We start from the raw sequence: 22,987 nt of genomic DNA on the forward strand, positions 1-22,987 counted from the left end.
TGCGGTTATGGGCATGAAAAACGGGGAAGCTGGAACGGGTTGCGGATGCTGTTCGGCGCAAACTCCAGCGTGACCTGATGTCCGTCGACGTTGAAGGTGGCCTGACGGCTCAGGCTACCCGCGCCAGGGCTGGTGCGCGCCTTGTCGAAAAAGCGGTTGAGCGCCCATGAACCGTTGGTTACCAGCGTTGCGGTGCTGCCGTTTGCCAGACCGAGCTGCATACGCACCTGGTTCGTCCCGCCCGGCCCCGGCCAGTTCATGATTTGCACCGCCTGCGGACCGTGGCTGTAGCGCAGCAGCTGACCGTCCACGTCCAGCGTGAGGTTCAGAATAGTGTTATCCATCCGCACGGTGCGCACCGTGACCTTAAAGGATGGCGTGGTCGCGCCGTTGGCAAAGAAGGCGTCGCGGATGGACTGCGCCTGCTGGAACGGACGCAGCAGCCCTTCGCTGCCCGGCAGCGTTTTGCCGTCGATACCCGGCATAAAACGCCAGTTCGCCTGGGTGGTGTCCACCTTGTTGGTCAGGTTGTCGCGAAAGAAGGTGTCCATCAGCCCGGTGCCCGGCGCGAACATGCGGGCAAGATCGTCCGGCGTCACTTCGGTGCTGGCGCTACGCACCAGCGGGTAACGCCCGGCAATCGCCTGACGGCAGAACCCGCCCACTTCCACGTTGATGCGCTTACGCACGTTCTCCAGATCGCGACGCTGGGTATCGCTGCTGGCGCCCACGGCCATATTACTGAACATGGTTTGCAGCCCGCCCGGCAGACGGCCCGCGCTGGCTTGCAGGCGGCTGATGGCATCGCCGCCCGGGGCGGGCATACCGCTGTTTGCTGCATCCTGAACGGCTGTCAGGTAGCGATAAAGCTCGTCAACCTGCTTGAGAAAATCATCAAAGACGATGGTCTTACCGCCCTTCTCCAGCGGCTGCGCCAGCTCAATCATCGGCGCATAGTGGTCGGTCACCAGCTGCTCGGGCGCCTGCGTTACGACCGCGCCCTGCGTTGGAGCGTTGTCACCGTTGCTGAACAGCGCTTCCAGCGTACGGGTGGCGCGGTTGCTTTGCTCTTCCGCCTTCTGCGCATCCTCCGGCGCAGGCGCAGTGCGCGACAGCGTCAGCACCTTGCTCAGGTTGAGCACCAGGCGGCGCAGCGGCGAGTTGGTGCCTGAAAGCAAGCGCGCGGTGTTGATGCGCTGGGAAAGATCGGCGCTGTTGTTGAGCTGTATGTCCGCGAGAAAGCGATCCCAGTTGACGATGAAGTCGCGCATGTAAAGCTGACGCACGGCGTTGTCGATCTGCTGTTTATCTTCCTGAGCGGTGGTCGCCCCCAGAACCCAGGCATCATCTTCGTGCAGGGCGGTGGTCACGCTGTCGATCTGGTCGTTAAAACTTTTCCAGTAGCCGTCCGGCGTATAGAGCCCCGGCACGCCCTCACTCACCGGCTTGCCGCTTTTACGGGAAAACACCAGCTCGCTCTGCGGGCCGCCGAGATCTGAAAGCGAAACCGGCTTCAGGTTTTCATCATGCTCCAGCAGACGCTTCAGGCGTCCGTACACGCGGGTGGAGAGCGGCTGCTGGTTGATAAGCGCCCTCTCGCGGGCCACCAGATCCTCATCCTGGGCATACGGTGAAGCCTGAATTTTCGGTTCCAGCAGCTGCGTCAGGTGCCACTCCAGCTCCTGAAGCTCTGCCTGCGTCACGTTCTGCGGCAGGTTACGTTGCAGGTTGAGCATCACCCACGAGTGCAGGAATTTGCCGTCGTAATGCTTCGGCTGGTAGAGCATCTGATAGGCCTTCAGCGCCTCATAGCTGTACTCCACGTCGCTGCCGTTGTCGTTGCGCAGCCAGGTGGTTATGTGCATCGCCACGGCGGGCAGCAGCATCTGATCCAGCGCTTTCTGATACAGCGATTGCGAGGCATCGCTGACGTCATCTCCGCGATAAAGCCCCATGCGGCGTGAAACCGGCGGATCGTTAACGTCAAAGGCCTCGCTTTTCGGCAGATCCACCAGGCTGTTAAGCAGCGGCAGAAGCGCAAACAGATCGCGCTGAGGCTGGTTTTGCAGCGCCTTGCTCTGCTGCTCCAGCCCCGGCACTTTTGCATCCACCTCTTCCAGATAGGCTTTATTTTTGGCGTAGCTGGTCAGCCACAGGCCGCCCAGGATCACCAGCAGGGCCAGCAGCGCCGCATAGCCGGACCACATCACGGCGCGGTTGCGCAGTTCCCACCAGCGGTTTTCGCCGGCGATGCCCGCCTCCTGGAAAATGACGTTTTGCAGCAGGTTTTTAATGAAGAAACTCTGACCTTTCGCCCCCGGGATCGGCGCTTCTTTACTCACCGAGTCCCAGCGGTCGCTTTCGCCCCCTTCCGGCAGCGAGAGCGCGCGGTTCAGCTCGCCCATCACGCGGTCAAACGGCATGCCTTCCTGGGTGCCGCTGGCGAAGTAGATGCCGCGCGGGGAAAATTCGGTTTCGAAATTTGAGCGCGCAAAGACCGTGCTCAGGTAGTCCGCCAGCAGCGGGCGCAGCGCGGCGAACTCCTGCGGGAAGAGATAAGCTTCCGCACGGGCTTTTGCATCGTGCTCTTTCAGCATGGTTTCCGGCAGGCCGGCATCCAGACGCTGTTGCAGCAGGGAAAACTCCTGCTGGAAGTTGCCCATCAGGTCGTAATCGGCGTGTTTGGTCTGCTCCCACGGCAGGGTAAAGCCCCAGATCTGATCGCGCTGGGCTTTGTCGTAATCCGCAAACCAGGCGCGGAAGCCTTTAAGCAGGTCCGCCTTGGTGACCATCACGTACACCGGGAAGCGAATGCCCAGCTGTTCGTGCAGCTCGGAGAGACGCTGGCGCAGGTTCACCGCCTGCTGGCGGGAGGCCTCCGCGGACTGCGAAAGCAGGTCGGAAATACTGATGGTGATAATCACGCCGTTGATGGGCTGGCGGCGGCGGTATTTACGCAGCAGGTTGATAAATTCCAGCCACTCGCCGGCGTCCTGAACCTGCTCGCTCTCCTGAGTGGTGTAGCGCCCCGCGGTATCCAGCAGCACCGCCTCGTTGGTGAACCACCAGTCGCAGTTGCGCGTGCCGCCAATGCCGCGCAGCGCGGTTTTACCGAAGCGGTCCGCCAGCGGGAATTGCAGCCCGGAGTTAGCCAGCGCGGTGGTTTTACCGGAACCCGGTGCGCCAATAATGACGTACCACGGCAGTTGATAGAGGTACTGGGTGCTGAAGCGCTGCGTCCACTGCGCGCCGTGCCCCGCTTTGCTGAAGTGGGCTTTTTTCAGCATCTGGGCGGCTTCGTCGAAACGCCCGGCAAGGATCTGCTCCTCGCTGTTCAGACGTTTCTGCGGATCGGCCGCTTCCGGGCTGGTGGTGTTTTCGTTGAGCTTGTCCATCAGCTTGCGGTTCAGCCAGGCGTTATACAGCCGGGGCAGAATGTGGCTCTGGGCCCAAATCAGGTAGACCACAGCAATGCTGATGACGCGGTTCTGCTCGGATTCAAGAGGCCGGGTATCCACGATGGACAACAGCGGGCCAATCATCCAGATCACCGCCGCGAGCGCCGTTACGCCCAGGAAGCTCCACAGAATGCGATTGGTCAGTATAGAAAGTAGAGTAGTCAGCATCCTTAGTTTCCTTGCGGCAATCCGTTCAGCTCGGCCTGGGTATTGTCAGGCGACACCAGCAGCGTAATTTCCACGCGGCGGTTACGGGCGCGATTCTCAGGCGTCGTGTTAGGCGCTACCGGGTTGATCTCGCCCCGCCCTTCGGCTTTGACGCGCTCAGGCTGGGACAGGCTGCCCTGTAGCTGTTTTTGCACCGAGCGGGCGCGCTCAAGCGAGAGTTCATAGTTGGAGGCGAAGCGGGCGCTGCGGATCGGCACGTTGTCGCTGTACCCCACCACCAGAATTTTGCCGCTGACGTTATTCATCGCCTGGGCGATGCGGTCGATGACCGGCTCATAGCGATCGCGCACCACGGTTGAGGCCGAAGCAAACAGTCCGTCCCCTTTCAGGATCACTACGCTGCGATCCGCCTCATCCTTCACGGCCACCAGACCGGCCTCAATTTCAGGTTTGAGGAAACCGCGCAGGTTCAGCACCGCCGGCATCTGACGCGCAGGCTGCTGGATAGTGGTTTCCGGCAGCTGGGACTGGTAAATCTTCGCCAGCACCGGGCTGGTGTTATCGCCCAGGCGCCAGTTGAGGACGATATAGAACAGGCAGGCGATAAAGCCCACCAGCGCCACGCACGCCCAGAGAGGAATCATTGGCCGCCAGAGCTTGCGCAGCACGGGGCGATCTTCCGGATGCGGGGAGAGTGGCGGCGGGTAGCTGCCGCGCACGCCGCGGATCATTTGCCACAGACGCTGTTTGATGGTTTCCAGCTGGGTGCGGCCATTGTCCAGCACGCGGTAGCGCCCTTCAAAGCCGAGCAGCAGACAGTAGTTGATCATCTCCAGCAGCAGAATGTGTTCACGCGGATTCTGAGACAGACGCGCCAGCAGCTGGAAAAACTTCTCGCCGCCCCAGGTTTCGTTATGAAACGTCACCAGCAGGCCGTTGCTTGACCAGACGCCGCTGCTTCCCCAGGGGGTCAGGGCGGCGGCTTCGTCCAGCGCCGTGCAGAGGCAGTAGCGCGCGCCGACAATCACTTCATACGGTAAGCCCGCCTGCTGGCACCGCACTTCGAATCGGCGAATTTCGTCGATCAGGCGCTGGCGCAGCCCGACCTGATCGTCGTGGGAAACCGAATGACGGATTTGCGGAATCGCATTGAGCAGCGGATTGGCGGCCGCCACCAGCTGATTATTCCCACTGGCTCCGGTAAACACGGCATCGCTGCCGGTATCCTGTCGTTCCTGCATATTAAGCGCTCGCTTTATTATTCTGTCGGGCTACGGATGGCCCAGAACTCCATATCGAGACCCGGGAATTCCCCTGCGAGATGCAGCGCGAATGCCCCGGACTTGTCCATCTCGTGCCACAGCTCGCTGCCCCTCTCGAGCTCGAAATAGCTGTAGCCCGCATGCCACGGGATCTGCGGCGGTGCGACGGGCATGGCCCGCAGCATGATGCCCGGCAGCTGAAGCTGAACCAGATCGCGAATTTTTGAGACTGGCGCAACCTTCATCTGGGCAGGGAAATGGGTTTGCAGGTGTTCGCCCGGGACGTTGGCTTTTACCGCCAGCACGAAGCCAAACTCGCGAACCATGCTGGTCTCCGGCACGGTGGCGATGTTCAGTCCGTGAGAGCGTTCGTGCAGCGGCAGCTGAATGGCATGATCTTCCATGACCAGCGACAGCCCCTGACGCAGCATCAGCATCAGTTTGCTGAAGCAAGCGGCGAGATCGTCATGGTCGTATACCGGCAGGATGCTCTCTGCGGTACGCTGCGACGTCCAGGTGGCGAGTTCCGTGGCAAACGGCAGCCAGCTGTGCCAGAGCGCTTCCGGGTGAAGCAGCGGCAGCGTTTTTAAATGCGAGACGTCGCCCAGGTGGCGGTTGATCAGGGAGAGAAGCGTGAACTCGACCATCTCGGACGTATTGAAACGCCCCGGCTGGCGCAGACGGCCACCAATCTGCTGGCTACGCTGCACCAGCAAGCCGTGCAGATCGTTGATCATGCCGTACAGCTGCGGGCTGTTATTGGCGTTCAGCATGGGCGGGATGTAGCTGTTATCCAGCCGCACGTGGTTGTCGTTGCGCTTTTCGGTAACGAACGCCACGCCGATGGCGGTCCACTCTGCCGTCAGATCTTTCTCCAGCATCAGGGTCAGACGCAGGCGGCCAAACTGGACCGTCGCCTCCCCGACCGACATGGCGTTATCGTCTTCCACCTCTTGCTCAAAGGTAATAAAACGCGCCAGAGAAGCGTGCTCCTCGCTGAAAATCACCTCTTCACGGCCACCGCGACGAACCGGCAGCGCAAGCACCACTTTTTCATTGGTGAGGTTATCAGGGATTTTTAGCGGGGCTGGTCCGTTGCGATCGCTGCGAACCTGGAAAAACGTGCCATCAGGCAGCAAACCGCTACAGTAGCTCAGGGCAATGCAGCCCTGGCGAAGCATCGCTTCGTCCAGCTCAAGGTCGAGAAAGCCCCAGAGGTACGATCGCTGCAATGCTCCCCATTCACGAACGTGGTTGAGGAGGTAACGTTCTGTCCGCTGAAAATGGTGGGGACGCAGGAACATGCCCTCTGTCCAGACGACCTTTTCTGCTTTCGTCATGATGATCTCTTTCCTGTTATGAAGGGCGTTACTGACTGATGACCCGGATACCGTTTACGTCAAGGAAGACGCTGGCCTGGAGTTCATCTGCGGACCATTTCCAGAATTGGTAAATCGCGTTTTCGCCGGGAACAGGCAAAGGAAGTGAGACACGCCATTTTTTGCCGTCCAGCGCCTGGTATTCCGCCATCACGCCGATATAGCGCGCTTCCGGCGAGCTTTGACCGCTCAGGGTTTTCGAAAGCTGGCCCGGCATCAGGAAGAACACATCGCTGTTCAGCAGATTCGCGCCAAGCGTGGCTGACGCGTTGTTCTGTAAGGAGTAGAAGTCGCTGGACATGAAATCCGCATCGGATTTCAGCAGCATCACTCTGACCTTAAGCGGCGCAGAATCATTGATTTGAGGATGAGCCTGAAACTGTAGATTGTAGCGGGAGGGGTCGCTGTGTGAAGACGACGTACAACCACCGATCAGCGCGAAAATCAACGCAAAAAATGGGAACCACATCCGATGAAAATTTTTATTATTCATAAAAATATGCTCGTGAAACCCGTTTAGTTCAGGATCCAGGTACCGTTCGCGCTGTCTTTGCAGGCTTTGCTGTTGCCATCGACATCGACGCAGGTGGTTTTCTTGCGCGCTTTAGGGCGCTGCGCCTGTTTACGCACGGTGGCTTCGTACTGGTCAGCCTTGATCACGGCACGCATCGGCACGTAACCAATCAGCTGTTCACTCCCTTCATCGGCCAGCGCCATCCAGAAATGTTCAACCTGCCCCAGCACAACGTAAGTTTTGCCGGTCTCAAGCGTGCGGATCACCTTTCCGCCGTAGTCAGGGCGGCTCATCAGGGATGCCGGGTACATGGCACGATACGGTTCATTCACCTGAGTGAACTCCGCCGGCGGGGTAACAGCGTGACGGTGGGTCAGCGTGACGCCATTAACCTGGCTCGTCACGATCGTATCATCGGTGATCGCTGGTTTCTGCGGCGCCTTACAGCCCGCCACCGCCATAACAAACAGAAGTGATAACAATACGCGCAGTTTCATATGCTTTTCCGTAGCGATATTTAGAGGATGAAGAGAGGGGATAAAATTTGACTTAGGTGCTATTGTTAAAATAGTCAGAATATTTTCAGCATGTAACTATTTTAGGGCATAGCTACCGCACGAGCCCTCCAGAAATAGGCCCAGCGTGTTCCTGACATATTTTGACAAACGGTAGACAAGTTTACATGAGCTTGCCATCAATTCAATATTTCCCGCCTGCTTAATGGCGTTTAACGATCCGCCCAATGCATTATAGGATTAATCTCATTAAAAATGCGCACTTAGCTTAAATCTGCTTTTTCTTAGTCAGAGAATGCGTATATCTTGTTGAAAATTAATAATTAAATACCCAAAAGAGAACCACTATCATTAACGTAAGCCACCTATTATCGCCACTACCATAATTAGTAGAATTTCATTTTTTCTGTGCGCTGTGGGATATATTTAGGATATTTACATTGTTGCATTTCAAAGATAAGTTTTATTCTTAACGAGTGCACGCATTAACCAAGGCAGAGGGAAATAACACCAGTATATTAATTTCGCGTGCCGAAATAACTTTTGAGAATTTAGCCTTCGGGGTTATTTTTTGTGCCTTGATAATTAAGTCCCGCTACATCTTTTTGTTCTTTTAATGTTCAACAGGAAGCATTTAACCCCACAATCAGGGGTATTGACGGTATACCTGTCGCTAAAAGTTTTACCATTGCTACATATTTTTTTTACTTCCTGCCAACATCCTCCTGGCCATTCATCCCGCCGCTTGACTTATTTTGTGATAAAGGTACTTTTCAGGACATGAAGAAGATCCTGATTATCGTTCCTGACGGCGGCATGCTGTTTGAAGCCGCCGGTATCGCCGACATTCTGATGCAGGCCAACCGGCTGCACCCGGACGGCCTTGCGCAGCCTCGCTACCGCATCATTATTGCCACCACCCAGCCTCATCTGGTGATCCACGGCCAGTCCGGTTTAAACCTGCTGGCGGACTATCGCCTGCCGGAGCTGGATCCGCGCGAGCCGCTGGACACTATCATCATTACCGGGCGCGGCATAAATGAGCAGGAGAGCACCGCCGTGGTGGACTGGCTGCACCTTGCCGCGCCGCATGCGCGACGCGTTGCCTCTGTTTGCGGCGGAGCGTTGCTGCTGGCACAGGCCGGACTGCTTGATGGGCGCCGGGCAACGACCCACTGGCGGCTGCTGGATACGCTGAAAACGCTCTATCCTGCGGTTAACGTTGAGGGTGGCCCGCTCTATGTTCAGGATGGACCCGTCTGGACGTCCGGCGGCGTCAGCTCCGGGTTTGACTTGACGCTGGCGCTGGTGGAAGACGATTACGGCTTCACCCTCGCCCGCAACGTGGCGCAGGATATGGTGATGTACCTGCGTCGGCCCGGCGGCCAGTTACAGTTCAGCCGCTATAATCTGGAGCAGTCCGGCGCGACCGGACCCGTAAGCGAGCTGCAAAGCTGGATCCTGCAAAACCTTACCGCAGATTTGTGCGTCGAAAAGCTGGCTGAACGGGTCGCGATGAGCCCGCGCAATTTTACCCGCGTGTTCACGCGTGACGTCGGTGTACCACCGGCCCGTTATGTCACTGAAGCGCGCCTGGCCGCCGCCCGCCAGCTTCTGGAGCAGACCCAGCATCCGCTTGAGGTCATTGCCGAAAAAAGCGGGTTTGGTTCCAGCATTAACCTGCGTCGGGTGTTTGAAAAGCAGCTTCATCTCACGCCGGGCGAATACCGCCAGCGCTTCCACTGCCGCAAAATGGCGTAATCTGATCCTTTTTTGTCATTTACGCCATCCGACCTGACGCCTACAGTCACTTCAGACAACACAGATAAGGAGTGCATCATGGTTAAGGTCGGTATTAACGGTTTCGGCCGTATCGGACGTAATGTTCTGCGCGCGGCGCTGGGCAACCCGGATCTCCAGATTGTGGCCATAAACGATCTGACGGACAGCAAAACCCTCGCCCATCTGCTGAAATATGACTCTCTGCTCGGCACGCTGCCGGTGCCTGTTGAAGCGGCGGAGGGCGCGCTACAGGTTGACGGGCAACGCATCACCGTATTCAGTGAACGCGACCCGGCAAATATTCCGTGGAAAGACGCAGGCGTTGAGGTGGTAATAGAAGCGACCGGGTTCTTTACCGAACGTGAAAAAGCGGCGGTGCATATCACGAGCGGCGGCGCAAAACGCGTCATTATTTCCGCGCCGGCTAAAAATGACGATCTCACGGTGGTGATGGGCGTGAACCACACGCTGTACGATCCGGCTCAGCATTTCGTGGTCAGTAACGGGAGCTGCACCACTAACGGGCTGGCACCGGCGGCGCAGGTGCTGCACCAGCAGTTCGGCATTGAGCACGGGCTGATGAACACCACCCATGCGTACACCAACAGCCAGGCGCTGCATGACCAGCCGGAAAAAGATCTGCGCGGCGCGCGCGCGGCAGCATTATCGATTGTGCCCTACTCCAGCGGCGCGGCAAAAGCGCTCGGGAAAGTGATCCCCGAGCTGGACGGCAAGCTTACCGGGTATTCCCTGCGCGTGCCGGTTCCGGTGGTGTCGATTGTCGATCTGACGGTAACGCTGAGCCGCAATGTGACCGCCGAAGAGGTGAATGACGCCTTTCGTCAGGCTGCCGCCAGCGGGCCGCTGAAAGGCATTCTGGGCTACAGCGATGAACCGCTGGTCTCCAGTGATTATCAGGGCGACCCGCGCTCATCCATTATCGACGGGCTATCAACGCTGGTGATTGGCGGGAATATGGTGAAGATCCTGTCGTGGTACGACAACGAATGGGGTTTCTCGAACCGTCTGGTGGATCTGGCGGTGCTGATGGATAAGAAAGGGTTGTAAGGCTTAAGCCGGGTGGCCTGAAGCCTACCCGGCTTGTCAGTCACCGTTTCATTTCGTTAATGCTCAAAGCCTCAGGAATCGATCTGATCCCGGTGCGGTGAAAGCGCGCCCGAATTGTCTGGTTATGCGAAAAATGGGATATTCAACACGCTAAGTTAACGATATTCGTCTAAGGTTTTCAGGTAATTGACAACAGCGGTCACGCTGCTCAGTGAAGACAGGAGACGAACCGATGATAAGACCTCGCGCACGACGCCCCGCTTTTTTGCCCCTTGCGCTGGCAGGCGCACTACTCGGTGTTACCGCATTTGGTTATGCTGAAGACCAGCCAACGAGCCAGCAACGCTCACCGGATATTCTCCTTGGCCCTCTCTTTAATGACGTACAGAGCGCCAAACTGTTCCCGGATCAGAAAACCTTCGCGGATGCCGTTCCCAAAAGCGACCCGCTGATGATCCTGGCGGATTACCGGATGCAGCATACCCAGTCCGGTTTTGACCTGCGCCACTTCGTGGAGATGAACTTTATCCTGCCGAAGGAGGGTGAGAAATACGTTCCTCCGGAAGGTCAAAGCCTGCGCGAACACATCGACGGTCTGTGGCCTGTACTGACCCGCACCACAGACAAAGCGAACAAATGGGACTCCCTCCTGCCCCTGCCAAAACCCTATGTCGTGCCGGGAGGACGCTTCCGCGAAGTCTATTACTGGGACAGCTATTTCACCATGCTGGGGCTGGCCGAGAGCGGACACTGGGACAAAATCAGCGACATGGTGGACAACTTCGCTTACGAGCTTGATACCTGGGGCCATATCCCTAACGGCAACCGCAGCTACTACCTGAGCCGCTCTCAGCCGCCGTTCTTCTCGCTGATGGTGGAACTGCTCGCCACGCATGACAGCGACGCGTTAAAGAAATACCGTCCGCAGATGGAGAAAGAGTATGCCTACTGGATGGAGGGAGCAGAGGGAGTTCAGCCCGGCCAGGCGAACAAACGCGTGGTGAAGCTGGACGATGGCGCCCTTCTCAACCGCTACTGGGACGATCGGGACACGCCGCGACCTGAATCCTGGCTGGATGACGTGACGACCGCCAAAAACAACCCTAACCGTCCGGCCACGGAGATTTACCGCGATCTGCGCTCTGCCGCCGCCTCGGGCTGGGATTTCAGCTCCCGCTGGATGGACGATCCGCAGAAGCTGGATACCATCCGCACCACCAGCATCGTGCCGGTGGATCTGAATGCGCTGATGTTTAAGATGGAGAAACTGCTGGCCCGCGCCAGCCAGGAAGATGGCGATAGCGCCAGCGCAAGCAAATACGACGCGCTGGCCTCCGCGCGCCAGAAAGCCATGGAAAGCCACCTGTGGAACGATAAAGAGGGCTGGTACGCGGATTACGATCTGAAAACGAAGAAAGTCCGTAATCAGCTTACGGCTGCGGCCCTCTTCCCGCTTTACGTGAAGGCCGCGTCACAGGAGCGCGCCGATAAGGTGGCCGCAGCCGCGTCGTCGCGCCTGTTGAAACCGGGCGGTATCTCTACCACCACCATCAACAGCGGGCAGCAGTGGGATGCGCCGAACGGCTGGGCGCCGTTGCAGTGGGTAGCGGTGGAAGGGTTACAAAACTACGGTCAGCAAAAGGTGGCGATGGACGTAACCTGGCGTTTCCTGAAAAACGTTCAGCATACCTACGATCGCGAGAAGAAACTGGTTGAGAAGTATGACGTCTCTTCGACCGGTACCGGCGGTGGCGGCGGCGAGTATCCGTTGCAGGACGGTTTCGGCTGGAGTAACGGCGTGACGCTCAGGATGCTGGACATGGTCTGCCCGAAAGAGAATCCGTGCGACAGCGTACCGGAGAATCAGCCTGCGGCGAACGATGATGTCGCGCCTGCAAAACAGGCGGCGCAGTAGCGCCCCTCACCCTAACCCTCTCCCCAAAGAGGCGAGGGGAAGGTCCGTGCAATAAAGTGGCCCGGTAGCGTTACCGGGCTTTTTTCAGAAGCTGTAGCTTGCCCCAACCTGGAAGGTCCGGTCGCGGCCTATCCAGCAATTGGTCGCGTCATAGCAGGTGAGCGTTTCTTTGTTTGTGACGTTCTGCGCGCTCGCCTTCAGCGTGAGTCCCTCCAGCGCTGGCGCCAGTTCGCCCATGCGGTAAGAAGCCGCCAGATCGTACTGCGTAGTCCCGCCCAGCTTGCCTGCGTCGTTGCCCGGCGAGATTTCCATCGGCCCGGTGTAGCGCGCGCCGGCCCCCAGCGTTACCCCTCTCAGCGGCGTGCTGTCAAAGGTGTAATCCCCCCAAAGGTTAAAGGCGTTCTCAGGAACCTGCGTTGGCTGTTTGCCCTGATATTTGTCATCTTCGGTGTTAATGGCGTGGGTGTAGGCGTAGTTGGCAATCAGCGTCAGGTTCTCCGTTGGACGACTGATGGCTGAGATCTCCGCGCCCTTAGATTCCACTTCCCCGGTCTGGCGGTAGTTGAGGAAGCCCGGATCGCTGGTCACCACATTTTTCTGACGAATGTTAAACACCGAGGCGGTGAAGGTGGTTGCGTATTCCGCCAGCAGGTATTTCACCCCACCCTCCACCTGCTTGCTGGTGGTGGGCTTAACGTCTTTTGCGGTCAGCGTACCCTGCGGCGATACCGGGGCGAACCCTTCCGAGTAGCTGATAAACGGCGAGAGCCCGTTATCGAAGGCATAAAGCGCGCCCAGTCGTTTGGTGAGGCGATCCTGCGATACCCAGGCTTTGTCACCGTTTTGCAGATAGTTGGTGGTGACCGAACGGTAGTCGTCATAGCGCAGGCTGGCCAGCAGGTTCAGCCCGCCGAACTCCACCTGATCCTGCACGTAATAGCCGTTCTGCTGATAGCTCAACCGGTTTTTCTGCGCGGTATAAAGCCCCAGCGCATTGCTTTCGATCTGCCCGCGATCCGGATTGCGCATATCAATACCCGGCGTGGACGAGGCGTAACGATAGTGGAAGTGAGAGTTCAGCTTCTGATAGTCAAAGCCCGCCAGCAGATGATGCTTCCAGTCTCCCAGCGCAACGGTGCGGGTGACCTGGTTATCAATGTTGAAGCTCTGCAAATCTTCATCCGTGGTGTAGGCGAAGCGGTTAAGCTGGTAGACCTCACTGCCCGTCCCGGTGGAATAGACGCTGCGCTGGTGGGTGTCCACATCAAAATAGCGCGCTTTCTGGTTAAAGCCCCAGCCGCTGTCAAACTCATGTTCAAAGCTGTAGCCCAGCATCCACTGGCGTTGCTTAAAGCCGCTCCACTCATCGCCGGCGTAATCACGACGATCGGCGTATTTCGAACGCAGATAGCTCAGCGGCATCGGGTCAGACGGCGTCAGGCTCGGCGTATTTTGCGCCAGCGCGTCAATGGTCAGGCGCGTTTTGCTGTCCGGCTGCCAGGTCACGGAGGGGGCAACCAGATAGTTTTCATAGCGCGTGGTATGCGCCTGTTCGTCACTTTCCGTCGCTTTGCCCAGCAGGCGATAGTGCCAGTCGCTGGTCGCGATCTGCCCCGTGGAGTCCAGATAACCCTCTTTTAGATTGCGGTTGCCGGTATTAAAGCCCAGCTCCGTTTTCGCCGCTTTCTGCGGCTTTTTACTCTGGATATTGACCAGCCCGCCCGGGGAGCCGCCGCCATAAAGCACGGATGATGGCCCTTTCAGGATATCGACGCTCTCAATCAACAGCGGATCGATTCGCGCTTTGGTGTTACCCGTGACGTTATAGGGAAGTTGCAGGCCGTTGTAGAACTCCTGCTCAACGTTGAACCCGCGAATTTTATATTCGCTCATATAAGAAGTGCTGCCGCGCACCTCCGTGGAAACGCCCGGCGCATAGCGCAGGATTTCGTTTACCGAACCGGCGTGCCGCTGCTCGATCTCTTTAGCTGCGATAGTGTTGATCACCTGCGGCGTTTTACTTTCCGCTACGGCTGATTTCGTGGCGCTGTTGGTCCAGCCGGGAAGCGCATCGCCCTGCTCAGTTCCTGTCACCACGATGGTGGATTCTTCTGCGAAAGCCTGTGTCTGCAATGCCAGCGTAACGGCGCCTGCCAACGCGCATAACGCCAAACGTGAAGTATGCATAGTGTCGTCTTGTTATTAGATGATATTGGGAACGCCAATTATTATCATTTCCATTAGCAAAGCAATATGCGCGGAGAAAACAGATCGTTTGTCTTAAGTTTCATGCGAGCGTGCCGATAACCCAGAGACAGTCTGTCATCTATCGAGGAGCCATCTGGCGTGAGTAGCTACAGTGAGCAGTTCCTGAAACAAAATCCGCTGGCTGTATTAGGGGTGTTACGCGACCTGAAAAAAGGTGAGGTGCCGCTGCGCATCAACTGGACAACCCGTCAGTTTATCAGCAAGATCCTGGACGTGACGGCAGAGCACCTGATTGTGGATCTGGGTAGCCAGAGCGATGAAAACCGTGCCGCGTTACAGGCAGAAAATCTTTCGGTAATGGCCGAAACGCACGGAGCAAAAGTTGAGTTTGTGCTGCCTCGCCTCACCGCGATCGCCTACCAGGGTTTGCCAGCGTTTATCGCGCCGTTGCCTGAAAATCTCTGGTTCGTGCAGCGCCGCGAGTTTTTTCGCATCAGCGCCCCGCTTCACCCGGCCTACTTCTGTAAGGCAAAAATGCCGGACAAAAAAGAGATCCGCTTTCGCCTGTTCGATTTATCGCTGGGCGGCATGGGCGCGTTAATGGATACGCCGAAGCCGGAAGGGCTGGTGGAAGGTATGCGTTTTAGCCAGATCGAGCTGGATATGGGCGGATGGGGACGCTTCTGGTTTGATGCTCAGCTGATTGCCATCAGCGAGCGCAAGGTGGTGGACGGCAAAAACGAGACCATTACGACGCCACGCCTGAGCTTTCGCTTTCTGAATGTTGGGCCAGGCGCCGAGCGCGAACTCCAGCGCATCATCTTCTCACTGGAGCGTGAAGCGCGTGAACGCGCGAATAAAGTGCTCTGAAAGGCGTCGGGCAGCGTGCAGCCGCCCGACAAAGGGATTACATAGCGTCCATCGCTTTCTGTACTTTCCAGATATAGCGCGGCGCCTGTGCTGACGGATGGTTCTTCACAACGTGTTCGAAGAATTCATCTTTATCCATATCGTTAATCTCTTCTATCGCTTCTTTGCGATCGGAGGAGAAGGTTCTCAGCAGCGCGCCGGCCCCGTTAACGTACGACACCACCAGCGCGTATTGCATCACTTCCGGATCCTCAATTCCCTTCAGAATGCCGTGCTCCAGAATGCTCAGGTAGGCGGTTCCCATAGAAATATTACGTTCCGGGTTTTTCAGCTCGCTGGTGGAGGGTTGTCCCTTCCAGCCCATATAGCGATAGACCTCCCTTCCCGCCGTCGAGGCTTTTAGCTGCATCAGCCCCACCGCATTCGATTTACTTACCAGCGTTGGGTTGCCGCCGGATTCCACCGCAATAATTGCCGTGATCAGACGCGGGCTCACGCCCCAGGCCTTCCCGGCTTGTTCGCTGATCGGCATCCACTGCATGGCCCGCTTCACCGGCACGTCAGGGTTCCAGGGGGGATTTTGATAATCATGTTTTGAACTACAGCCAGCGAGCAACACAATCAAAAAAGCAAACCATCTCAATTTCACGTCATCTATCCTTATAGCCGGTCATCGCGGTACGTCGCCCCTTGAAGCAGGCGGCGTTTAAGCGGCATGATATAGACAATTAGTTTCTCATTCAGCAAGGAATTGCCATGCCTCAGTTTCATCTCATCGCACCGTCGGGCTACTGCATCAACCAGGAAGCGGCACAGCGGGGCGTTCAGCGCCTGCTGGAAAGGGGCCATCAGGTAGAAAATCAGACAATTATCCCCCGCCGCATGCAGCGTTTTGCCGGTACGGAAGCGCAGAGACTGAGCGATATCAACAGCCTGGCGACGCTGGAAGGCGAAAACAACGTTGTGCTGGCCGTGCGCGGCGGATATGGTGCGAGCCGGCTGCTGGAGAGTATCGACTGGGCCGGGCTGGCAGCACGCCAGCAGCAGGATCCGCTGCTGATCTGCGGCCACAGCGATTTCACGGCGATCCAGCTCGGCCTGCTGGCACTGCATAACGTCATTACCTTTAGCGGCCCGATGCTGGCCGGTAACTTTGGCGCGCCGGAGCTGGATGCTTTTACCGAGGAACATTTCTGGCGCGCCCTGCAAAACCCGACTTTTACCGTTGGGTGGCAAGGCAACGGACCGCACTGGGAATGTGAAGGACAGCTGTGGGGCGGGAACCTCGCGATGCTGGTGTCGCTAATTGGCACACCGTGGCTGCCGCAGATTGAGGACGGCATACTGGTGCTGGAAGATATCAACGAACACCCGTTCCGCGTCGAACGCATGCTGTTGCAGCTTTATCACGCCGGGATCCTGGATCGGCAGTCGGCCATTGTGCTGGGCAGTTTTAGCGGATCGGCCCCCAACGATTACGATGCGGGCTACTCCCTCGAGACGATGATTGATTTCATTCGTTCCCGGCTGGACGTTCCGGTGATTGCCGGGCTGGACTTCGGCCATGAGCAGCAAACCGTCACGCTGCCGCTGGGCGCCCGGGCGCGCCTGACGCACGATCATTCAGGCAGTCGGTTAACAATCAGCGGTCATCCGGTCTTAAAGGCATAAAAAAGCCGTTATTCCCCCTCAATAAAACGCTGTTACCGTTGTTAATATGTTAGGGTTTTAATAACAGCGTTCACATTGAGGTGGGAGTAAGACGACATTGGGTGCCACAGCGATAATCAGCCTTTTCATTCTCGGTTCCATCCTGGTAACCTTCAGCATTTTATTAAGTTCATTTTCATCGCGCCTTGGCATACCTATTCTTGTCATTTTCCTGGCTATCGGCATGCTGGCGGGAGTCGACGGGATCGGCGGTATTCCCTTCGATAATTACCCTTTCGCCTATATGGTGAGTAACCTCGCGCTGGCGGTCATCCTGCTGGACGGCGGCATGCGCACCCAGGCAAGTTCGTTTCGCGTGGCCTTGGGCCCGGCGCTGTCGCTGGCGACCGTCGGGGTGCTGATCACCTCCGGCCTGACCGGCATGATGGCGGCCTGGCTGTTTAACCTCGATATGATGGAAGGCCTGCTGATTGGCGCGATCGTCGGCTCGACCGATGCGGCAGCGGTTTTCTCTCTGCTCGGCGGCAAAGGGCTGAACGAACGCGTTGGCTCAACGCTTGAGATTGAATCCGGCAGTAACGATCCGATGGCGGTGTTCCTGACCATCACCCTGATTGAGATGATCCAGCAGCACGAAACCGGCCTGAGCTGGATGTTTGTCTGGCACATCCTCCAGCAGTTTGGCCTCGGCATTATCATTGGTCTTGGCGGCGGTTATCTCTTACAGCATACGATCAACCGTATTACGCTCCCCTCCGGCCTTTACCCGCTGCTCGCCCTGAGCGGCGGCATTCTGATCTTTGCCGTCACCACCGCGCTGGACGGCAGCGGTATTCTGGCGGTTTACCTCTGCGGGTTCCTGCTGGGCAACCGACCGATTCGTAACCGTTATGCGATTCTGCAAAACTTTGACGGGCTGGCCTGGCTGGCGCAGATCGCGATGTTCCTGGTGCTGGGCCTGCTGGTGACGCCTTCCGACCTGCTGCCCATCGTCGTACCGGCGCTGCTTTTATCGGCCTGGATGATCTTCATCGCCCGTCCGCTGTCGGTGTTTGCCGGCCTGCTGCCGTTCCGCGGGTTTAACCTGCGCGAGCGGGTGTTTATCAGCTGGGTGGGGCTGCGCGGCGCGGTGCCGATTATTCTGGCGGTATTCCCGATGATGGCCGGGCTGGACAACGCCCGCCTGTTCTTCAACGTCGCCTTCTTCGTGGTGCTGGTGTCGCTGCTGTTTCAGGGGACGTCCCTGGGCTGGGCGGCGAAAAAAGCCAAAGTGGTGGTGCCGCCCGTCGGCTGGCCGGTCTCCCGCGTGGGGCTGGATCTTCACCCTGAGAATCCGTGGGAACAGTTTGTCTATCAGCTGAGCGCCGATAAGTGGTGCGTGGGCGCTTCCCTGCGCGATCTGCACATGCCGGCTGAAACGCGCATTGCTGCCCTGTTCCGGGACAACGCCCTGCTCCACCCGACCGGCAGCACGCGGCTGCGTGAGAACGATATCCTCTGCGTGATTGGCCGCGAGCGCGACCTGCCTGCCCTCGGCAAGCTGTTCAGCCAGTCGCCCCCGGTGGCGCTGGATCAGCGTTTCTTTGGCGATTTTATTCTGGAAGCCAGCGCCCGCTTTGCGGACGTGGCGCTGATTTACGGCCTGGAAGATGGCCTTGAGAATCGCGATAACCAGCAAACGCTGGGCGAGATTATTCAGCGACTATTAGGCGCTGCGCCGGTTGTGGGTGACCAGGTGGAGTTTGCCGGGATGATCTGGACGGTGGCCGAAAAAGAAGATAACGCGGTGCGCAAAGTCGGCGTAAGGCCGATGGAGGAGGATGCGGAGTAGCTGTTTTTTGCCGGGTGGCGGCTTCACCTTACCCGGCCTACAACACCCTCGAACGTAGGCCGGGTAAGCGTTAGCGCCACCCGGCACACGAACACGTTACACCGTCACAACAGGCACTCTTGGCGCCAGCGCGCACATCAGTTCATACCCAACGGTGCCCGCCGCAGCGGCCACGTCGTCAATTTTGACCTCGTTGCCCCACAGCTCTACCGGCGAGCCGATACCCGCCTGGGGACACGGCGTTAAATCAATGGCCAGCATATCCATTGAAACGGTACCTACCGTGCCCGTGCGTACGCCATCGACCCAAACCGGCGTGCCGCTCGGGGCGATGCGCGGATAACCGTCCGCATAGCCACCCGCCACAATACCAATACGCTGTTCGCCCGACGCCCGAAAGCGGCTGCCATAGCCCACCGTATCGCCCGCTTTCAGCGTCTGCACGCCAATGATTTCACTGCGCAGGGTCATCACCGGCTTCAGGCCACTGTTGGCGATATCCTGCCACTGGCCGGAAGGGGACGCGCCGTACAGAACGATCCCCGGACGCACCCAGCTGTAGTGCGCCTCAGGATGCCAGAGCGTAGCCGCTGAGTTCGACAGCGAACGCGGGCAGTCCAGCCCTTCTGCCGCCTGTTCAATGCGTACCATGGCATCGGCAATGCCGTCCGGCTTTTCCGCATCGGCGAAGTGCGCCATCAGCGTCATCTCACCGACGTTTTTCAGCGCGCGCAGCTGCTGCCAGACGGTGTGAACCCGCTCGGGCTGGAAGCCCAGACGGTTCATGCCGCTGTTCACTTTGAGATAGATATCCAGCGGGGCGTGCAGCTTCGCGTCCTGAATGGCCTTGATCTGCCAGTTACTGTGCACGCTGGTCGTCAGTCGGTACTTGTCCAGCAGCGGCAGATCTTCCGCATGGAAGAACCCTTCCAGCAGCAGAATCGGCCCTTTCCAGCCGCGCTCGCGCAGCAGGATGGCCTCTTCCAGGTTGAGCAAAGCAAAACCGTCGGTGGCACCGAGCGCACTCCAGATACGATCGATACCATGACCGTAGGCGTTAGCCTTCACCACCGACCAGACACGAGAACCCGGCGCAGCACGGCGAACAATTTGCAGGTTATCCTTCAGCGCCTGCAAATCCAGCTGGGCCAGAATTGGACGGGACATGACAACTCCTTAATTATGCGCGCCGTGCAGGTGCTGGGGGCGCGAGGGGGTAAACCCTGATTGATAGCGTGCGGCGCTCAAATCGTCAAACGGTATAGCCGGGGTGCGACCGGAGATCAGGTCGCTCAGCAGCTGGCCCGAACCGCAGGCCATGGTCCAGCCAAGCGTGCCGTGACCGGTGTTGGTCCACAGATTTTTGTACGGCGTACGGCCAACAATCGGCGTGCCGTCTGGGGTCATCGGGCGCAGGCCCGTCCAGAACGTCGCCTGCTCAATAAAACCGCCGCGCGGGAAGAGATCCCCGACGACCATCTCCAGCGTTTCACGACGCGGTTTGAGCAATTCGGTATTGAAGCCCACGATCTCCGCCATGCCGCCGACGCGGATCCGGTTATCGAAGCGGGTGATGGCGATTTTGTAGGTTTCATCAAGAATGGTAGAGACTGGCGCGCCGCTGTCCTCTTTCACCGGGATGGTCAAAGAGTAGCCTTTCAGCGGATAAACCGGGATATCCAGAATGCCTTTCAGCATCGCGGTAGAGTAGGAGCCAAACGCCATCACGTAGGCATCGGCTTTGATCACCTCTTCCCCACACTTCACGCCGTAAATCTTCTCCCCTTCTGACAGCAGCTTGTCGACAGAGGTGTTGAAGCGGAACGTCACTCCCGCTTGCTCGCACATGCGCGCCAGACGTTGAGTGAACAGCTGGCAGTCGCCGGTTTCATCGTTCGGTAAACGCAGGCCGCCCGTCAGCTTGTGCGCCACCTCGGCAAGCGCCGGCTCCACCTGCGCCAGCTGGCTGGCTTCCAGCAGCTGATACGGTACGCCCGCATCTTCCAGCACGGCGATATCGCGGGTAGCGTTTTCGTACTGTTGCTCGGTGCGGAACAGCTGAAGCGTACCGCCCTGGCGCCCTTCATATTCAATGCCCGTCGAGGCGCGCAGCGCCTTCAGGCAGTCGCGGCTGTATTCCGCCAGGCGAACCATGCGCCCTTTGTTTTCCATGTAGTGGCGGGTGTCACAGTTGCGCAGCATCTGCCACATCCACTTCAGCTGGAAGGGTGAACCGTCCAGGCTGATCGCCAGCGGCGCGTGTCGCTGGAACATCCATTTAATCGCCTTCAGCGGCACGCCGGGGGCCGCCCACGGGGCAGCATAGCCCGGGGAAATTTGCCCCGCATTCGCCGCACTGGTTTCCAGAGCCGGGCCGGATTCGCGATCGATAACGGTAACCTCATGTCCTGCCTGACTTAAATACCAGGCGCTGGTTACGCCAACGACACCACTTCCCAGTATGACAACACGCATAGCCACTCCATTATGAGCAAAAGAACAATCATCTAATTACAGATTGATAACCTAGTTGAAAATATTATTCAACATATGACTTTTTTATGGTGACTTAACTCACATATCCCGCTGTATCAGGGGATAACGCTTATTTGGGATCTCCTGCTGCGCGTTATTTTTAACCAGTATAAAATTCTGCGACCTCCGCTTTTTTTGCCGTATCGAAAACGGGAAATCGCAAAGAAAAAATTTCTGCGCCCCGCGTATTTGAATGGGGTGATCTATGCTTGAAAGGAGGCTCTCCAGTCAGAGAGAGCGACCGACAACGAGGGCGCGCTAATGGCTACAATAGATTCCATGTCCAGGGACAGCACCCGTCTGAGCGATGGACCCGACTGGACCTTCGAGTTGCTGGATGTCTACCTGGCGGAGATCGACCGGGTTGCCAAACTCTATCGTCTGGATACCTACCCCCATCAGATTGAAGTCATCACCTCTGAACAGATGATGGACGCTTACTCCAGCGTCGGGATGCCGATTAACTATCCCCACTGGTCGTTTGGCAAAAAGTTCATTGAGACAGAGCGGCTGTATAAGCACGGGCAGCAGGGGCTGGCGTATGAAATCGTCATTAACTCTAACCCGTGTATCGCCTATCTGATGGAGGAGAACACCATTACCATGCAGGCGCTGGTGATGGCGCACGCCTGCTACGGTCATAACTCGTTCTTCAAAAATAACTATCTGTTCCGCAGCTGGACGGACGCCAGCTCCATCGTTGATTACCTCATCTTCGCCCGTAACTACATTACCGACTGCGAAGAGCGCTACGGCGTGGACGAAGTGGAGAAGCTGCTGGACTCCTGCCACGCGCTGATGAATTACGGCGTTGACCGCTATAAGCGCCCGCAGAAAATCTCGTTGCAGGAAGAGAAAGCCCGGCAGAAGAGCCGCGAGGAGTATCTGCAAAGCCAGGTGAATATGCTGTGGCGTACCCTGCCGAAACGTGAGGAGGAGAAAACCGTCGCCGAAGCGCGTCGCTATCCTTCCGAGCCGCAGGAAAACCTGCTCTACTTTATGGAGAAAAACGCCCCGCTGCTTGAGCCGTGGCAGCGTGAAATCCTGCGCATCGTGCGCAAGGTGAGCCAGTATTTCTATCCGCAGAAGCAGACCCAGGTCATGAACGAAGGCTGGGCGACCTTCTGGCACTACACCATTCTGAACCACCTCTATGACGAGGGAAAAGTCTCCGAACGGTTTATGATGGAGTTCCTGCACAGCCACACCAACGTAGTGTTCCAGCCGGCGTACAACAGCCCGTGGTACAGCGGCATTAACCCGTACGCGCTCGGCTTTGCCATGTTCCAGGATATCAAGCGTATCTGCCAGTCGCCCACCGAAGAGGACAAATACTGGTTCCCGGATATTGCGGGCTCTGACTGGCTGGAAACGCTGCACTTCGCGATGCGTGATTTTAAGGATGAGAGCTTTATCAGCCAGTTCATGTCGCCGAAGATCATGCGTGATTTCCGCTTCTTCACGGTACTGGATGATGACCGCAACAACTACCTGGAGATCTCGGCGATCCATAACGAGGAAGGCTATCGGGAGATCCGCTCGCGTCTGTCGTCCCAGTACAACCTGAGCAACCTTGAACCGAACATTCAGGTGTGGAACGTGGATCTGCGCGGCGACCGCTCTCTGACGCTGCGCTATATCCCGCACAACCGCGCGCCGCTGGATAAAGGGCGTAAGGAAGTGCTGAAGCACGTGCATCGCCTGTGGGGGTTTGACGTATTGCTGGAGCAGCAGAACGAAGACGGCAGCGTGGAACTGCTGGACCGGTGTCCGGCGCGGATGAATACGCTGTAGTGGGGTTTTTTGCCCGG

At 57.7% G+C, this 22,987-nt stretch carries 16 protein-coding genes; 7 read left to right on the plus strand and 9 right to left on the minus strand.

The genetic code is table 11. The annotated features are described in order from the left end of the window. Positions 1-5: 5 nt before the first annotated feature. The 5 genes from tssM to N5C09_RS02235 are packed head-to-tail and all read right to left on the minus strand — an operon-like array spanning position 6 to position 7,278. Positions 6-3,626 carry a type VI secretion system membrane subunit TssM gene (gene tssM, locus N5C09_RS02215; protein ID WP_063449586.1) on the minus strand — a complete coding sequence of 1,207 codons (3,621 nt, stop codon included), beginning with the start codon at positions 3,624-3,626 and terminating at the stop codon, positions 6-8. A 2-nt stretch (positions 3,627-3,628) separates the two neighbouring features. Next, the gene (locus N5C09_RS02220) at positions 3,629-4,867 is read right to left on the minus strand and encodes a DotU family type VI secretion system protein (RefSeq protein ID WP_063868511.1); all 1,239 of its coding nucleotides are present in this window, start codon (positions 4,865-4,867) and stop codon (positions 3,629-3,631) included. A gap of 17 nt (positions 4,868-4,884) precedes the next feature. Continuing rightward, positions 4,885-6,228: a type VI secretion system baseplate subunit TssK gene (tssK, locus tag N5C09_RS02225; RefSeq protein WP_131638177.1), complete on the minus strand. Its 1,344-nt coding sequence runs from the start codon at positions 6,226-6,228 to the stop codon at positions 4,885-4,887. A 28-nt stretch (positions 6,229-6,256) separates the two neighbouring features. Continuing rightward, positions 6,257-6,760 (minus strand): type VI secretion system lipoprotein TssJ, encoded by a 504-nt coding sequence (tssJ, locus tag N5C09_RS02230; RefSeq protein WP_063449589.1) that lies wholly within the window; start codon positions 6,758-6,760, stop codon positions 6,257-6,259. Positions 6,761-6,783: 23 nt separating this feature from the next. Then, positions 6,784-7,278, minus strand: coding sequence for a hypothetical protein (locus tag N5C09_RS02235; protein WP_107535535.1), 495 nt, complete (start codon positions 7,276-7,278; stop codon positions 6,784-6,786). A 798-nt stretch (positions 7,279-8,076) separates the two neighbouring features. Here N5C09_RS02235 and N5C09_RS02240 point away from each other — a divergent pair. From N5C09_RS02240 to N5C09_RS02250, 3 genes are all read left to right on the plus strand, one after another. Then, positions 8,077-9,057: a helix-turn-helix domain-containing protein gene (locus tag N5C09_RS02240; RefSeq protein WP_193033872.1), complete on the plus strand. Its 981-nt coding sequence runs from the start codon at positions 8,077-8,079 to the stop codon at positions 9,055-9,057. A 78-nt stretch (positions 9,058-9,135) separates the two neighbouring features. Continuing rightward, positions 9,136-10,146: a type I glyceraldehyde-3-phosphate dehydrogenase gene (gene gap / locus N5C09_RS02245; RefSeq protein ID WP_279748367.1), complete on the plus strand. Its 1,011-nt coding sequence runs from the start codon at positions 9,136-9,138 to the stop codon at positions 10,144-10,146. Positions 10,147-10,378: 232 nt separating this feature from the next. Continuing rightward, on the plus strand, positions 10,379-12,061 hold the full coding sequence (locus N5C09_RS02250) for an alpha,alpha-trehalase (RefSeq protein ID WP_279748368.1): 1,683 nt from the start codon (positions 10,379-10,381) through the stop codon (positions 12,059-12,061). A gap of 84 nt (positions 12,062-12,145) precedes the next feature. On the opposite strand, the gene N5C09_RS02255 is transcribed toward N5C09_RS02250, so the two are convergent. Next, entirely contained in the window at positions 12,146-14,248 is a 2,103-nt protein-coding gene (locus tag N5C09_RS02255) for a TonB-dependent siderophore receptor (RefSeq protein WP_279748369.1), read from the minus strand. Between the two features lie 159 nt (positions 14,249-14,407). On the opposite strand from N5C09_RS02255, the gene N5C09_RS02260 reads away from it, so the two are divergent. Further along, positions 14,408-15,139: a flagellar brake protein gene (locus N5C09_RS02260; protein ID WP_063868503.1), complete on the plus strand. Its 732-nt coding sequence runs from the start codon at positions 14,408-14,410 to the stop codon at positions 15,137-15,139. A 37-nt stretch (positions 15,140-15,176) separates the two neighbouring features. Here the strand turns inward: N5C09_RS02260 and emtA are convergent, their stop codons facing one another. Further along, the gene (gene emtA / locus N5C09_RS02265; RefSeq protein WP_063449596.1) at positions 15,177-15,788 is read right to left on the minus strand and encodes a membrane-bound lytic murein transglycosylase EmtA; all 612 of its coding nucleotides are present in this window, start codon (positions 15,786-15,788) and stop codon (positions 15,177-15,179) included. Positions 15,789-15,895: 107 nt separating this feature from the next. On the opposite strand from emtA, the gene ldcA reads away from it, so the two are divergent. Together ldcA and N5C09_RS02275 are read left to right on the plus strand one after the other, a co-directional pair. Beyond that, on the plus strand, positions 15,896-16,810 hold the full coding sequence (ldcA, locus tag N5C09_RS02270; RefSeq protein ID WP_279748370.1) for a muramoyltetrapeptide carboxypeptidase: 915 nt from the start codon (positions 15,896-15,898) through the stop codon (positions 16,808-16,810). A 97-nt stretch (positions 16,811-16,907) separates the two neighbouring features. Beyond that, positions 16,908-18,641 carry a potassium/proton antiporter gene (locus tag N5C09_RS02275; RefSeq protein ID WP_279748371.1) on the plus strand — a complete coding sequence of 578 codons (1,734 nt, stop codon included), beginning with the start codon at positions 16,908-16,910 and terminating at the stop codon, positions 18,639-18,641. Between the two features lie 96 nt (positions 18,642-18,737). Here the strand turns inward: N5C09_RS02275 and dadX are convergent, their stop codons facing one another. Both dadX and N5C09_RS02285 read right to left on the minus strand, forming a co-directional pair. Continuing rightward, a complete protein-coding gene (gene dadX, locus N5C09_RS02280; RefSeq protein ID WP_063449599.1) occupies positions 18,738-19,808 on the minus strand; it encodes a catabolic alanine racemase DadX in 1,071 nt (356 codons plus the stop codon). A 9-nt stretch (positions 19,809-19,817) separates the two neighbouring features. Continuing rightward, positions 19,818-21,116, minus strand: coding sequence for a D-amino acid dehydrogenase (locus N5C09_RS02285; RefSeq protein ID WP_131636911.1), 1,299 nt, complete (start codon positions 21,114-21,116; stop codon positions 19,818-19,820). A gap of 321 nt (positions 21,117-21,437) precedes the next feature. On the opposite strand from N5C09_RS02285, the gene N5C09_RS02290 reads away from it, so the two are divergent. Beyond that, entirely contained in the window at positions 21,438-22,970 is a 1,533-nt protein-coding gene (locus N5C09_RS02290) for a SpoVR family protein (protein ID WP_063449601.1), read from the plus strand. The last annotated feature ends 17 nt before the right edge of the window (positions 22,971-22,987 follow it).

This window comes from Enterobacter sp. GD03975, from assembly GCF_029838645.1.
Classification (GTDB): Bacteria; Pseudomonadota; Gammaproteobacteria; order Enterobacterales; family Enterobacteriaceae; genus Enterobacter; species Enterobacter quasihormaechei.

Excerpts from the sequence above, each read along its gene's own strand:
- tssM (WP_063449586.1), bottom strand. The coding sequence starts at position 3,626 with ATGCTGACTACTCTACTTTCTATACTGACCAATCGCATTCTGTGGAGC.
- N5C09_RS02220 (WP_063868511.1), bottom strand. The coding sequence starts at position 4,867 with ATGCAGGAACGACAGGATACCGGCAGCGATGCCGTGTTTACCGGAGCC.
- tssK (WP_131638177.1), bottom strand. The coding sequence starts at position 6,228 with ATGACGAAAGCAGAAAAGGTCGTCTGGACAGAGGGCATGTTCCTGCGT.
- tssJ (WP_063449589.1), bottom strand. The coding sequence starts at position 6,760 with ATGAATAATAAAAATTTTCATCGGATGTGGTTCCCATTTTTTGCGTTG.
- N5C09_RS02235 (WP_107535535.1), bottom strand. The coding sequence starts at position 7,278 with ATGAAACTGCGCGTATTGTTATCACTTCTGTTTGTTATGGCGGTGGCG.
- N5C09_RS02240 (WP_193033872.1), top strand. The coding sequence starts at position 8,077 with ATGAAGAAGATCCTGATTATCGTTCCTGACGGCGGCATGCTGTTTGAA.
- gap (WP_279748367.1), top strand. The coding sequence starts at position 9,136 with ATGGTTAAGGTCGGTATTAACGGTTTCGGCCGTATCGGACGTAATGTT.
- N5C09_RS02250 (WP_279748368.1), top strand. The coding sequence starts at position 10,379 with ATGATAAGACCTCGCGCACGACGCCCCGCTTTTTTGCCCCTTGCGCTG.
- N5C09_RS02255 (WP_279748369.1), bottom strand. The coding sequence starts at position 14,248 with ATGCATACTTCACGTTTGGCGTTATGCGCGTTGGCAGGCGCCGTTACG.
- ldcA (WP_279748370.1), top strand. The coding sequence starts at position 15,896 with ATGCCTCAGTTTCATCTCATCGCACCGTCGGGCTACTGCATCAACCAG.
- dadX (WP_063449599.1), bottom strand. The coding sequence starts at position 19,808 with ATGTCCCGTCCAATTCTGGCCCAGCTGGATTTGCAGGCGCTGAAGGAT.
- N5C09_RS02285 (WP_131636911.1), bottom strand. The coding sequence starts at position 21,116 with ATGCGTGTTGTCATACTGGGAAGTGGTGTCGTTGGCGTAACCAGCGCC.
- N5C09_RS02290 (WP_063449601.1), top strand. The coding sequence starts at position 21,438 with ATGGCTACAATAGATTCCATGTCCAGGGACAGCACCCGTCTGAGCGAT.